Raw genomic sequence first — 13,545 nt, forward strand, 5'->3', positions numbered from 1 at the left:
AATAATTGCCTTAATCAGGCTTTTTCCAGCGTACAAAGCAATGGATGCTCGTTCTCCCTGGCGTATTGATTTACATGTGCGACTTTTGTCTCTGCCACTTCAGCAGTAAAAACACCACAAATCGCCTTTCCTTGGTAATGCACATTGAGCATCAATTGTGTTGCACGTTCAATATCATAAGAAAAGAACTTTTGCAGAACGTCAATCACAAACTCCATCGGTGTGTAATCGTCGTTGTTAAGTATAACTTTATACATAGACGGCGGTTTGAGCGCCTCTTTCTGTTTATCTTTGACTAAATGTTCAAAATTTAGCCAGTCGTTATTCTTACCCATTGCCTGCCCATCGTTTCACTGAACCACACAGGAGCAATACCTCACTCCGGTTATAAGACCATTTGATGCAGATATCTATTATTATTTTAACATCACTTATGCCATAACGCCGCCAGAGAAAAAAGTCGATTCTTTTGCCTTAAAAGCGGTTAAATTGTAACCAAACGAACACAATAGCGTTAGCTGCATCAAACTTTGAAGAACTGCCCCTGCCAGACAAAAGCCCTCCCCTTGACGTTGGAACCATTTCCACTAGAGTGTATTTTCGTGAGCTGCTGTAGTTTTAACCAATATTGGCGGTTTTAACCAAAATTGGGTTAACCAAGACTACAGTTTTAACCACTTTGCGCTCACTTTAACCAGCGATTACCTCATCTCAAACTAGAATAGCCTTGCGAGGGACGTAGAAGTATGGAGACGGGTACTGTTAAATGGTTCAATAACGCCAAAGGTTTTGGCTTCATTTGCCCTGAGGGCGGTGGCGAAGATATATTCGCTCACTATTCAACTATCCAGATGGATGGTTACCGAACGTTAAAAGCCGGTCAGATGGTTAACTTTGATGTCCACCAAGGGCCAAAAGGGAACCACGCCAGTCTGATAGTGCCACTCGGGTTAGATGTGGTCTTGCAAGAAGACATACCGCAAGAACTTGCCGCATTGGCCTGACACCGCGCACTCATTTGCTTAAATATCATGGTAATACCTCACCTCAAACACGCCGGTGATTAAGGTATTTCCTGAGCGGTCTGTTGCTACCAACATCAAATACGTTTCAAAATGCCAGCCAATCATGACTGGCATTTTTATTGCTCTATTATGCTACCAGAGCCGCTACGGTCAACCTCCAATTCAGACTTAAAAACGCGCCGCTAGAGCCATTTAGCCGACACAATATTCACACGTAAATCATTCGCGCGCTAACGCATCAATCGGATTGAGTCTGGCAGCACTTCGTGCCGGTAAATAGCCAAATACCACGCCAATCACGGTTGAGCACAAGAACGCGCTGAATAACGCCAGCGGTGGGAAAGCAATCTGCCAGTTAGGTAAAAACATCTCGACAATCAGTCCAATGGCGAAGGATAGCGTGATACCCAGCGCCCCTCCGACCAGGCAAACCAGAATCGCCTCAATTAAGAATTGCTGCATAACATCACTGGATCGCGCGCCCACCGCCATACGGATACCGATTTCGCGGGTTCTCTCGGTCACTGAAACCAGCATAATATTCATCACGCCAATCCCACCTACCACCAGTGAAATTACCGCCACCAATGTCAGGAACAGTTGCATGGTGCGGGTGGTTTTTTCCGCGGTTTGCAGCAAGCTATCCATGTTGTAGGTGAATATATCTTTCTTGCCGTGGCGCATGGTCAGCAAGCGGACCAGCTGCTGCTCGGCCTCTTTGCTGCTATAGCCCTCTTTAATCCGAATAGTGATCGAATCAAAGTAGGAGCGCCCCATCAGACGGCTCGCCATGGTGCTGTACGGCACCCATATTCGCAGCGCTTTACTGCTACCGAACATGGATTGCTTCTCTTCCACCACCCCCACCACAGTTGCGGGCATATTGCCAACCAGGATCACTTGCCCAACCACATCTTTGATATGCGGAAATAGCCGGCGCTGGGTATTGCGGTCAATCACAACCACTTGCGACTGGCGTTCAACCTGCTCACGGGTGATGGGGGTCCCCTGTTCGAGTTTCATGCCATACACATGAAAATACTGCTCACTGACCCCCGAGACACTGGCTGCGACATCCACATTACCGTATCGCAGCCGCATACTGCCAGAAATGGTGGGCGACACGGCGCTGACATAGGATTGCTCTTTTAGCGCCACCATATCGTCATAGACCAATGCCTGCCGCGTGCTGGGGTCGTCATCGCCATAATCTTTGCCGGGATAAATATCAATGGTATTGGTGCCAATCGCGCGGATATCGGCCAGCACCATCTGCTTGGCGGCATCCCCGACCACCAATATCGAGACCACTGAGGCGATACCAATAATGATCCCGAGCATGGTCAGTGCGGTGCGCATTTTATTGGCCGACATCGCACGCCAGGCCATGAGTAATGCCTCACGAAAACGGCCTGCCAGTTGCTGCCATGATGGTGCGGATGGTGCCAGACTCACCGCCTCAGAAGCCACAACCGTGGGTACTGTTTTCGAGCCTGAATCCGCCATAATGCGGCCATCTTTGATTTCGATGATCCGCTCGGCCTGAGCCGCAACATTAGGGTCATGGGTGACAATAATCACCGTGTGCCCCTGCTGCTGTAGCTGCTTTAGGATAGCCATCACCTCAACACTGGAGTGGCTATCTAGCGCCCCGGTCGGTTCATCGGCCAGAATGACCTGCCCACCATTCATCAAGGCGCGAGCGATACTGACCCGTTGCTGCTGCCCGCCGGAGAGCTGGTTGGGCTGGTAGTTAACACGTTCCTCCAGCCCCAGGCGGGTTAGCAGCATATTCGCCCGCTCACGCCGTTCATGCTTACCTAAACCAGCATAGACTGCGGGAACCTCTACGTTATGGGCCGCGCTGAGGTGAGGCAGCAGATGATAGCGCTGGAAAATAAAGCCAAAATGCTCGCGCCGCAGTGCCGCCAGTGCGTCATTATCCAATGTGGCGACATCTTGACCGGCAACACGATAGATGCCGGCACTTGGCTTATCCAGACAGCCCAAGATGTTCATTAGCGTCGACTTACCCGAGCCAGAGGCACCAATAATCGCGACCAACTCACCGGCATTTATGGTCAGTGAGACATCCTGTAATACGTCAACGGTTTCTCCGCCGGACTGATAACTACGACGAATGCCTTTTAATTCAAGCAATGCCGTCATTATGCTTCCTCCGTGCCACCGCGGCTAACGATGACCTCCTCGCCGACCTTCAAACCTGAAACGACCTGCGCATCAACATTATTGCGAATGCCGATAGTCACTTCACGTTTCTCCTCTTTGCCCTCTTTTAGCACCGCGACTTGATAACGATTGATGCCCAACTCCTCGCCTAATGCCGATAAGGGGATCACCACCGCCTGCGGCACCTTTGCCAGCTGAATTGAAACCTGCGCGGTCATTTGCAAGCGCAATACGCGATCGGGATTCGGCACCTCAAAGCGCGCAGAGTAGAAAATGGCATCATTCACTTTTTCCGGCGTTGGCTGAATATCTTTTAACACGCCATCAAAACGTTTTTCGGGATCACCCAACACCGTAAACGAGGCTTTCATCCCCGGTTTAAGGTGAATCACGTCCGCCTCTGACACCTGCGCATTTACCAGCATGGTGCTCATATCGGCCAACGTCAGAATATTCGGTGCTTGTTGCGCCGCAATCACGGTCTGGCCTTGCAAGGTGGTGATTTGCACCACATCGCCAGCCATCGGGGCAGAGATTTTGGTATAATCCAGATTAATGTTAGCCGTATCCAGGCTGGCCTTAGCTTTATTGATTTGCGCATTAATGGTTTCAACTTGCGCTTTTTTTACCGCCAGCGTGGTGCTGGCCTGATCCAGATCCTGGCGTGATACCACCTGTAACTTTGCCAGATCCTGCTGACGGCGCAGCGTCACCGCAGCCAGTTGCATTTCAGCTTTCGCCTGCGCCAACTGAGCATTCAAATCCTGTAGTGTCGCCTCCACCTCTTTGATTTGGTTCTGCGCCTGTTGCGGGTCGATCATCGCCAGTAACTGGCCTTGCTCAACTTGATCGCCAATTTGCACATACAGTTTCTCCAACTGACCACTGACCTGCGCACCCACATCAACTTTGCGCACCGCGTCGAGTTTGCCTGTGGCCAGGACATTCTGTTGCAGATCACGATTGGCGACTTTCACCGTCTGATATTGAATCGGCGCAGGGGTCATCAGGTGTCTGGTGATGAAAAAACCACCAATAATCAATACAGCAAATACGATGAGCCATCGGCGCTGACGTCTACTGAACTGCATCAAATCAATTACCTTCCTTTATTATGTCACTCTTTAAATTGCCGAAGTTAACATCGGAAATTCTCATTTAGCTAAACGAAATATCAATACCACCGTGCTATCAATGAAACCTAAGATGCATTGAAACTTGGTTTAGTTCCCCTTTGTTTCAATGGCGCTTGAAAATTTCAGTGCCACTGAAAGCTCAGTGATATAACGGGTTTTAACCATGCAAAACAATAATAACATCAAATCAACGCCTGATAATCTTAACTGTTGGGGGTTGATTGCATTGCTATTCAAAGGCAACCAGCCGCTAGGTGGCTCATGGCATGAATTACAATTTCGACTTAAATTTATAGCCAGAACATTAATTTGCCCCAAACTGACCCTAAATCTGTTGGCGATACTGGTGGAGCAACCCTTTCTAAACAAAATGTTACGCGATCAACCGGATTTACCCTGTAAATTACATCGCCCTTATTTGGCGAATACCTTCAATAATCGTCAAAAACTGGCGGCGCTACAAGATCATTTCCAGCTAATAAATCAATATATGCCCGTATCATTGCTGCATAACTATTTACACCATTCGCCTTATAAATTGGCTGAGTTAACTGGCAAAAACGAAGAAAAGTATTTTCTTTATTTGGCCGTTATTTCAAAATTCAATAAGGAGGGCGAAATTACCCTGATGCTGACCAATGAGCAACAACAAACTCTGGCGGTGCTGACTTTCAGTCTATTTTATTATAAGCAGCAAAAAACACTGTTTATTGGCGGTCTACAAGGTGCCGATAAAGAAACACCCCATAACGAAATTCACCTCAGCACCAAAGCATGTTTTGGATTATTTCCTAAACGTCTGGTATTAGAGGCCGCCTGCACCTTGGCAAAACTGATGGGAGTAACACAAATTATTGCCGTCGGGAATGCTACGCACATTTACCAAAACTGGCGCTATCGGGGGAAGAAAAAAGACAAATTACATGCCGATTACGATAGTTTCTGGCGCTCACTGGGTGGAGAACAGTGCGCCCAGGGGCATTTCAGCTTACCCCCGCAGATTGCGCGTAAGCCAATTGAAGATATTGCCAGCAAAAAACGTGCGGAATACCGCCGCCGCTATCAATTGCTTGAGCAACTCGAAGAGCAGGTAGCCGCACATTTTACCACCGAATTAATCTAGCTCGCGGCCGCTAATCAGCCCGTCCTCGTGCCAGCCAAACGACCCGAGAAAACATTTTTTTCAGTAACGGGGGAATAGATTCTACCCCCCACTCTCTGGCCTGGCTGGTCACTTCAATGGCTAGATCCGGCTTGGAGGTACGATGAATAGCCTTCTCAATCACCCTGCGCGGCTGCATTTTGGCATTCATTGGAATGGCTGATACCCGGTGATAAACCGCATCAAATCCTGCACGATATAGAAAGTGCTCCATATCTGGTGCTGGCAAGATGGTCAGACGATCCCGCTCGTGGTCACGTCCAGTGTCCGCCATATTACGTACTGTCTCGGCGTACTTTTTGCCGGCATCATCACCATCGGTCAGAACATGCCACTGGATGCCCATGCGGTTGGCATACTTCAGCAGTGGCCGTAGGCCACTCTGGGCAAACTCAATCACTTTTACCCCTTCCGCTTCAAAGTGGTGACCACACTGGCGGGCGAGTTCATTGAGTAACCAAATTTCCGTTTCGCCCTCGACCAACAGCCAGCAGCGGGCAAATAAAGCAGAGGGGCGGTTGAAGCGAATATGAAACGCGATGCGGCGACTCTCTTCGGCGCTCATGCCGCGCGGGCCAATGCGGTAAGTCGCGACTCGAGAGGATTCACGCACCAGCCGACAAATACTCTCTATCGGCACCAAAGAGACTAACTCACCGGAGTTGGTGGTGGTGATACGTTGGAGTGGCAACTGGCTGAGCAGCCCCCACGCCACTGACAGCATAATGGGGTGCAAGCGGGTTTCCGGGTCTTCGACCAGCAGTAATGGTCGCGCATGAGGGTCCAGGCTAAGTGAGCCTTTGGCTTGCAGTAGCGTTGAGAACATCCCCAATAGTATCAACCGCATACTGCGGCTATTGGGTTCAGCCACCATGCGGTTGATGCTGTCGAGGGCCTGCCAGGCCTCTCGCTCCGGTTGTGGGCGATAACGGTGATTACGTAGAGCAACAGATTGCGATCCTTGCTCGGCAAAATAGTGCTCCAGCAGTTGGCGCATCGCCACCAACCCTTGGCGCAGTTCCGTATTCGTCAGTTTTTGCGGATTGCGCACCAACTCGCGGCTTAATTGATCCAACTGTTGATTCAGTGCCACTTTATCCGGCTGATGACTGTTTTCGTCCGTGGTACTGCGTAGCCGACGCATAAAGCGCGCATCCCGTAAGCGCAATACCGGATGGATACGAATCACGCCTCGTGCCAGCTTCTCAATATCATGCAAAGCCAGAGGCTGCCCCTCTAAATCGAGGAAAGTACGCCAGGTGCAGACGGTGCCGTCATCAGCCAACTCTCCTGTAACCCGATAATAAATACGATGCAAACCATCATCATGGTTTATCCAAAGCGGGGCTAATTGGCGATAACGAGGCGCACGCCAGTGGCCAATATCCTTCTCACAGAAGGTGAAAATAACCTGTAAATGGCGCTCTTTAGCACTCTCATCCCCTGCCGGATAATAAAAATCCTGCATGGTGAAATGATAAAGTTGCGGCTCGGGGGATAAAAGTAATGTCAGGGCATCTAATAGGCTGGATTTACCCCAGGCATTCTCACCGACCAGCACGGTATTATCATCAAGGTTCAATGAAATACGATTGATACCGCGAAAACCGACTATATCTACGCGTTCAAGATACATGCTGCGCCTCCGATGCGAATTTATTCGTAATACTACTAGATAACACTGTTAACCCGGCAAGCATAGCGGATAATCCGGCTGACAGAGGTAAAAAAAACCTTATTCGTCAAGTGCCACGGTACATTGCGTGCTGCTTTACTCTTCCCTCGATTTTAGATAGTTTATTGCGCCATAGCCCACTATTCATCTGCTCATGATACCCAAAGTCGAAGGGTATAGGACGGTACAACTCGTGTATTCAGGATTACTGATCATTCTTTTGCCGTTAATTATTGGCTATCTGATCCCACTTAACCGCAAATCATTAATTCAATTGATCAACCGCTTATTAAGCTGGATGGTCTACGTGATTTTATTCTTTATGGGGATCAGTCTGGCATTTCTGGAGAACCTCAGCGCCAATTTGCTGCTTATTTTCCAGTACACCGCAGTCTTTTTTCTCTGTATTTTTTGTGCCAATTTACTGGCGCTATTTTTACTCGAACGCAAATTACCGTGGAAAAATACTCACCGGCAAGAAGCATTACCCTCACGGCTACATATGGCACTGGAATCGCTGAAATTATGTGGCGTGGTCATTATTGGTTTCCTGCTGGGTTTAAGCCAATGGCCGTGGTTGCAATTTGCCGCGAAAGGTAGCGAGTTGGCACTGATTTTCCTGCTGTTTTTAGTGGGCATTCAATTACGTAACAGTGGCATGACACTGCGTCAGATCGTGCTAAACCGCCGTGGCACCATAGTGGCATTTGTTGTCGGTATTAGTGCATTGATCGGTGGTTTGCTCGCCGCAGTACTGATGGGTCTGCCCATTAAAACCGGGCTGGCGATGGCCTCTGGCTTTGGTTGGTATTCGCTGTCAGGTATTTTGCTGACTGATGCATTTGGCCCAGTGATTGGTAGCGCCGCATTCTTTAATGATCTGGCGCGAGAGTTGGTGGCAATCATGCTGATCCCAACACTGGTACGCAGCAGCCGCTCCACCGCATTGGGCTTGTGCGGCGCAACCTCAATGGACTTTACGCTGCCGGTATTACAGCGCAGTGGCGGGCTGGAAATGGTTCCTGCCGCGATCGTCCACGGCTTTTTACTGAGCCTGCTGGCTCCGATATTGATCGCACTCTTCTCCTCATAAGCTTCTTCTGCGCAGTGAATTGTCCGATTCACTGCGCGCTACTCCGGCCTGAAACTGAGTAAGTCGGCCTAAAACTGAATAAATTCTCATTCGCAGCAAAAGTTGCGCCAAATCAAAACAAGTCAAAGTTGCATTAAAAAAGCCTTTTTAAACCCGTCTCGCCCCTCTATGCTTTTAAACATGCATTATAAATGCACTTTTAAAAGGAAAAATAATTATGTTCTGTGTGCAATGTGAACAAACCATCCGAACACCTGCGGGTAATGGCTGCTCCTACGCCCAGGGGATGTGCGGGAAAACCGCCGAGACCTCTGATTTACAAGACCTATTAGTTGCCGTGCTGCAAGGGCTGTCAGCTTGGGCATTGACCGCGCGCGAAGTGGGCATCATTGATCATCAGATTGATAGCTTTGCACCCAGAGCCTTCTTCTCGACCCTCACCAATGTGAATTTCGACTCAGACAGAATTATCGGCTACGCCAAAGAGGCCATCTTGCTACGCCAATCACTGGCGATCCGTTGTCGTTTGCTCGATAGCACTATCACTGTTGATCACCCATTAGCTGAACTGCAACTACTGTCAGACGACATCCCAACCTTGCAACAACAATCGCAACAATTCGCCCTAAATAGCGATAAAGCGGAGGTAGGCGACGATATCCATGGCTTACGGATGCTCTGTTTGTATGGCCTGAAAGGTGCGGCGGCCTATATGGAACACGCCCACGTACTGGGTCAGCACGATGAGCAAATTTATGCTGAATATCATGCTTATATGGCCTGGTTGGGTACCCAGCCCCGTGATGTCGACACCCTGCTCAATAACGCCATGGGCATTGGCAAAATGAACTTCAACGTCATGGCTATTTTGGACACTGGCGAAACCCAGGCCTATGGTGATCCGCAGCCGACGGCGGTTAACGTGCGCCCGGTGGCGGGTAAAGCTATTTTGATCTCCGGCCATGACCTCAAAGACTTACAAATGCTGCTGGAGCAGACCGAGGGAACCGGGGTTAACATCTATACCCACGGTGAAATGCTGCCCGCTCACGGCTACCCAGAGTTAAAACGCTACTCACATCTGGTGGGTAACTATGGCAGTGGCTGGCAGAATCAGCAGACAGAATTCGCCAAATTCCCCGGCCCGATTCTGATGACATCCAACTGTATCATTGACCCTAATGTGGGCAATTACGGCGACCGCATCTGGACGCGCAGCATTGTTGGCTGGCCGGGTGTGAATCATCTGGAGGGTGAGGATTTCGCGCAGGTCATCGATCAGGCATTGGGCATGGCGGGCTTCCCGTACAATGAGCTGGAGCAGATGATTACTGTCGGTTTTGGCCGCCAGACCCTGCTGAATGCGGCTGATACAGTGATTGATCTGGTCGCCACTAAAAAACTACGCCATGTGTTTCTGGTGGGGGGCTGTGATGGTAGCCGCACAGAACGCAGCTATTTCACTGATTTTGCCCGCAGTGTGCCGCAAGATTGCATCATTATGACCCTAGCCTGCGGTAAGTACCGCTTCAACAAACTGGATTTCGGCACACTGGAGGGATTACCGCGCCTGCTGGATGTCGGTCAATGTAATGATGCTTACTCAGCCATCATGCTGGCGGTGAAATTGTCAGAAAAACTGGGCTGTACCGTCAATGACCTGCCCCTCAGTCTGGTGCTGTCATGGTTCGAACAAAAAGCCATTGTCATCCTGCTGACCTTGCTGTCACTGGGGGTAAAAAATATCTATACCGGCCCGACGGCACCTGGCTTCCTGACGGACAACCTGATGGGGATTTTGTACCAGAAATTTGGTATGCGCCCTATTACCACAGTAGAACAGGATATGAGCGCGATTCTGGGCAGTTAAAGCTGAGATCAATAAGCCCTGAATAGTTAAGCAATAACAGCTTGCCCGGCCAGTGCGGTTTAACGCCACTGACCGGGCATAGTGACTGGTTTTGCCCGAGAATAACCTGATTTGCTGTGAGGCCCCGATGACCGATTTGACCCCAAGTGCCAATTTTATCCCAATGGACTGCCCAACCCCCCTCTGCCCTAACCGTATGCAAGTCCACTCCATAGTGCAAGAAACGCCCGACGTCTGGAGCCTGCGGCTGATTAACCACGATTTTTACCCCTATCTGCCAGGGCAATATGCTCTGGTCAGTATTCGCAACAGTGATGACACCCTGCGCGCCTATACACTCTCCTCCACGCCCGGACTCAGCCCCTTTATCCAACTCACGGTGCGCTGTTTAGCCGATGGCGAAGGATCTAACTGGCTGACCCAGCAGGTGAAAGTGGGTGATTACCTGTGGCTTTCCGAGGCCCAGGGGGAGTTTACCTGCGCCCATGTTGATGATGACCGCTACCTGATGTTGGCCGCCGGTTGCGGTGTCACGCCGGTGATGTCAATGTGCCGTGATCTGCTGGCACGACGTGCGCAAGCGAACATTCAGGTGATTTTTAATGTGCGTTCGCCAGCGGATGTGATTTTTGCCGATGAGTGGCAACACTTATTGCAGCGCTATCCGCAGCAATTGCAGCTCACTCTGGTGGCGGAATCCGCAGCAACGGCGGGCTTTATCGCCGGCAGAATCAATGCTCAAATCATGCAACAGGTGGCACCAGACATCAGCCGCCGCCGGGTGATGACTTGCGGCCCCGCCCCATACATGGATTGGGTGGAGCAGTATTGCCGTGAGCAATCTGTTCCAGCCGATCATTTCCAAAAAGAGCAGTTCCGCAGCGCCGACGAAGCTATTGATACCAGCAATGAATTGACGATGACCATTAGCCATCCGCTGCGCAGTGTGAAAGTCCCGGTCGGCACCTCACTGCTGTTTGCACTGGAGCAACATAAAGTTCCGGTGATGGCAGCTTGCCGCGCGGGGGTCTGTGGCTCCTGTAAGACCCGCATTCTGCACGGGGAGTACACCACCAGCAGCACCATGACACTGACCCCCGAAGAGATTGCCCAAGGCTATGTTCTGGCTTGTAGTTGCCAGCTACAGGGTGATATCCAACTGGCCTAACCGCCCTGCTTGCTGCCCCATAAGTGGCGATCCCCCCCCATAAGGGGTTATTCACGCCATTAATGGGGCAATCCGCGCCGTTAATGGGCAATAATTGTTAAACGCGCCATACTTTGACCTCAGAGAATAATGACTCGCCATTAATCCTTGAGGGAACAACTATGAAGCAAACCGTGGCAACACTGGTCGCAAAAACGTTGGAACAAGCAGGTGTTAAGCGAATTTGGGGTGTCACTGGTGACTCACTCAACGGCCTGAGTGATAGCCTGCACCGCATGGGCACCATTGAGTGGTTGGGGACGCGCCATGAAGAGGTGGCGGCTTTCGCCGCCGGTGCCGAGGCGCAACTTACCGGGCAACTGGCGGTCTGTGCTGGCTCCTGCGGCCCTGGTAACCTCCATCTGATCAATGGCTTATTTGATTGTCACCGCAACCATGTTCCGGTGTTGGCGATTGCCGCCCACATCCCCTCCAGCGAAATTGGCAGTGGTTATTTTCAGGAAACCCACCCGCAAGAGCTGTTCCGCGAATGTAGCCACTACTGTGAATTGGTTTCCAACCCAGAGCAGCTGCCTCGGGTGCTGGAGATAGCCATGCGCCAGGCCATTCTTAACCGTGGCGTCTCCGTGATTGTGTTACCGGGTGATGTGGCGCTACAGCCCGCGCCCGAAGAGGCCGCCGTAGTGTGGCAAACACCGAAATTGCCACTGGTGCAGCCGCCGATGAGTGAGTTGGCAATTTTGGCGCAAACACTGAATAAGGCGAAAAATATCACTCTGATGTGCGGTAGCGGTTGTGCTGATGCCCACGATGAAGTGGTTAAGTTGGCTGAAATGCTGCAAGCCCCCGTGGTTCATGCGCTGCGGGGTAAAGAACATATTGAGTGGGATAATCCTTACAGCGTGGGTATGACCGGGCTGATTGGGTTTGCCTCCGGTTACCACGCCATGATGAGTGCCGATACCTTGGTGCTGCTCGGCACCCAATTCCCCTATCGCGCCTTTTATCCCACCAATGCAAATATCATCCAGATTGATATCAACCCCGGCAGCATTGGTGCTCACTGCCCGGTGAATATGGCGCTGGTCGGTGATATCCAAACCACGCTGCGCGCACTGTTACCGCAGCTAGAGGCGAAAAGTGATAGCAAATTTTTAGCCAAAGCGCTGGAGCACTATCATACCACCCGCAAAGATCTGGATGGGCTGGCGACCGCCAATGATAACCAGCCGATCCATCCGCAATATTTGGCGCAGCAGATCAGCTGCCACGCCACCGATGACGCTATTTTCACCTGTGATGTGGGCACCCCGACAGTGTGGGCGGCCCGCTATCTTGAGATGAACGGTAAACGGCGCTTGCTGGGGTCGTTCAACCACGGTTCGATGGCGAATGCCATGCCACAAGCTATTGGCGCGCAAGCCACCGCCCCGGAGCGGCAAGTGGTTGCCCTGTGCGGCGATGGCGGTTTCACCATGCTAATGGGGGATTTCCTCACCCTGGCGCAGCTCAAATTGCCGGTGAAAATTGTGGTATTCAATAACAGTGTGCTGGGATTTGTGGCGATGGAGATGAAAGCGGGCGGCTATCTGACTGATGGCACCGACCTGCATAATCCAGACTTTGCCGCCATTGCCAATGCCGCCGGCATCAAGGGCATTCGGGTGGAGAAAGCCTCTGAGCTGGATGCCGCACTAGAGAGCGCATTTGCCCATCCAGGGCCGGTATTGGTGGATGTGGTGACGGCTAAGCAGGAGTTATCGATGCCGCCACAAATCAAATTTGAGCAGGCCAAAGGATTCAGCCTGTATATGCTCAGGGCGATTATCAATGGCCGTGGTGATGAAGTCGTCGAACTGGCAAAAACCAATTGGCTACGTTGATACTATTGATTACATCAATACCACCATCGCAAATATAACGTCATAATTAACCATGGAAGCGGTGACTCAGCCGCCTCAGACGATGGTAAACCCCGATGACTCGATCGGGAATGGTGAGGACAGACGGAAGAGTAAAGCGTCCGCGCCAGGGAGGGCGCGGAACGAGCCTCCAGGGATGGATCTACGGCGTCTTTACGATCCGCCTGTTCTCTCCGCTACTGGCACATTGTCAATAACCTCAAGCGGTGACACAGCCGCGTTCAGTGCATCTCTTCCCCAACGGCGACTCAATCCAGAAATAACCAGATCCATTATGTGGCGTAAGCAACACTTTCAACTTATC

General features: G+C 50.9%; 10 protein-coding genes and 1 pseudogene. 7 read left to right on the plus strand and 4 right to left on the minus strand.

What is annotated here, in order from left to right; all coding sequences use genetic code 11:
- Positions 1–14: 14 nt before the first annotated feature.
- On the minus strand, positions 15–335 hold the full coding sequence (clpS, locus tag HRK25_RS18270) for an ATP-dependent Clp protease adapter ClpS (RefSeq protein WP_004873731.1): 321 nt from the start codon (positions 333–335) through the stop codon (positions 15–17).
- A gap of 411 nt (positions 336–746) precedes the next feature.
- Here clpS and cspD point away from each other — a divergent pair, with 411 nt between their 5' ends.
- On the plus strand, positions 747–1,004 hold the full coding sequence (gene cspD, locus HRK25_RS18275) for a cold shock-like protein CspD (protein ID WP_005275069.1): 258 nt from the start codon (positions 747–749) through the stop codon (positions 1,002–1,004).
- 240 nt (positions 1,005–1,244) lie between these two features.
- Here the strand turns inward: cspD and macB are convergent, their stop codons facing one another.
- Positions 1,245–3,194 carry a macrolide ABC transporter ATP-binding protein/permease MacB gene (macB, locus tag HRK25_RS18280; protein WP_005275063.1) on the minus strand — a complete coding sequence of 650 codons (1,950 nt, stop codon included), beginning with the start codon at positions 3,192–3,194 and terminating at the stop codon, positions 1,245–1,247.
- Complete coding sequence (macA, locus tag HRK25_RS18285; protein ID WP_032898063.1) at positions 3,194–4,306, minus strand: macrolide transporter subunit MacA; 1,113 nt, start codon at positions 4,304–4,306, stop codon at positions 3,194–3,196. The genes macB and macA overlap by 1 nt, the downstream gene beginning before the upstream one ends.
- Before the next feature lie 208 nt (positions 4,307–4,514).
- On the opposite strand from macA, the gene HRK25_RS18290 reads away from it, so the two are divergent.
- Positions 4,515–5,474, plus strand: coding sequence for a VirK/YbjX family protein (locus HRK25_RS18290; RefSeq protein WP_005275061.1), 960 nt, complete (start codon positions 4,515–4,517; stop codon positions 5,472–5,474).
- 10 nt (positions 5,475–5,484) lie between these two features.
- Here the strand turns inward: HRK25_RS18290 and HRK25_RS18295 are convergent, their stop codons facing one another.
- The gene (locus HRK25_RS18295; RefSeq protein WP_005275059.1) at positions 5,485–7,149 is read right to left on the minus strand and encodes an ATP-dependent endonuclease; all 1,665 of its coding nucleotides are present in this window, start codon (positions 7,147–7,149) and stop codon (positions 5,485–5,487) included.
- 232 nt (positions 7,150–7,381) lie between these two features.
- On the opposite strand from HRK25_RS18295, the gene HRK25_RS18300 reads away from it, so the two are divergent.
- The 5 genes and pseudogenes from HRK25_RS18300 to HRK25_RS20475 form a co-directional block, all read left to right on the plus strand.
- Positions 7,382–8,281: a LysO family transporter gene (locus tag HRK25_RS18300; RefSeq protein WP_005275057.1), complete on the plus strand. Its 900-nt coding sequence runs from the start codon at positions 7,382–7,384 to the stop codon at positions 8,279–8,281.
- A gap of 217 nt (positions 8,282–8,498) precedes the next feature.
- Complete coding sequence (gene hcp, locus HRK25_RS18305) at positions 8,499–10,151, plus strand: hydroxylamine reductase (protein WP_005275056.1); 1,653 nt, start codon at positions 8,499–8,501, stop codon at positions 10,149–10,151.
- A 196-nt stretch (positions 10,152–10,347) separates the two neighbouring features.
- Positions 10,348–11,319, plus strand: a complete 972-nt coding sequence (hcr, locus tag HRK25_RS18310) for an NADH oxidoreductase (RefSeq protein ID WP_050413691.1) — start codon at positions 10,348–10,350, stop codon at positions 11,317–11,319.
- A gap of 161 nt (positions 11,320–11,480) precedes the next feature.
- Positions 11,481–13,202 carry a ubiquinone-dependent pyruvate dehydrogenase gene (gene poxB / locus HRK25_RS18315; RefSeq protein WP_005275052.1) on the plus strand — a complete coding sequence of 574 codons (1,722 nt, stop codon included), beginning with the start codon at positions 11,481–11,483 and terminating at the stop codon, positions 13,200–13,202.
- A gap of 174 nt (positions 13,203–13,376) precedes the next feature.
- A pseudogene (locus HRK25_RS20475) lies at positions 13,377–13,442 on the plus strand (gluconate 5-dehydrogenase); the annotation flags it as partial.
- Positions 13,443–13,545: the final 103 nt, after the last annotated feature.

It is taken from the genome of Yersinia bercovieri ATCC 43970 (genome assembly GCF_013282745.1).
GTDB lineage: Bacteria > Pseudomonadota > Gammaproteobacteria > Enterobacterales > Enterobacteriaceae > Yersinia > Yersinia bercovieri.

Excerpts from the sequence above, each read along its gene's own strand:
- clpS (WP_004873731.1), bottom strand. The coding sequence starts at position 335 with ATGGGTAAGAATAACGACTGGCTAAATTTTGAACATTTAGTCAAAGAT.
- cspD (WP_005275069.1), top strand. The coding sequence starts at position 747 with ATGGAGACGGGTACTGTTAAATGGTTCAATAACGCCAAAGGTTTTGGC.
- macB (WP_005275063.1), bottom strand. The coding sequence starts at position 3,194 with ATGACGGCATTGCTTGAATTAAAAGGCATTCGTCGTAGTTATCAGTCC.
- macA (WP_032898063.1), bottom strand. The coding sequence starts at position 4,306 with ATGCAGTTCAGTAGACGTCAGCGCCGATGGCTCATCGTATTTGCTGTA.
- HRK25_RS18290 (WP_005275061.1), top strand. The coding sequence starts at position 4,515 with ATGCAAAACAATAATAACATCAAATCAACGCCTGATAATCTTAACTGT.
- HRK25_RS18295 (WP_005275059.1), bottom strand. The coding sequence starts at position 7,149 with ATGTATCTTGAACGCGTAGATATAGTCGGTTTTCGCGGTATCAATCGT.
- hcp (WP_005275056.1), top strand. The coding sequence starts at position 8,499 with ATGTTCTGTGTGCAATGTGAACAAACCATCCGAACACCTGCGGGTAAT.
- hcr (WP_050413691.1), top strand. The coding sequence starts at position 10,348 with ATGCAAGTCCACTCCATAGTGCAAGAAACGCCCGACGTCTGGAGCCTG.
- poxB (WP_005275052.1), top strand. The coding sequence starts at position 11,481 with ATGAAGCAAACCGTGGCAACACTGGTCGCAAAAACGTTGGAACAAGCA.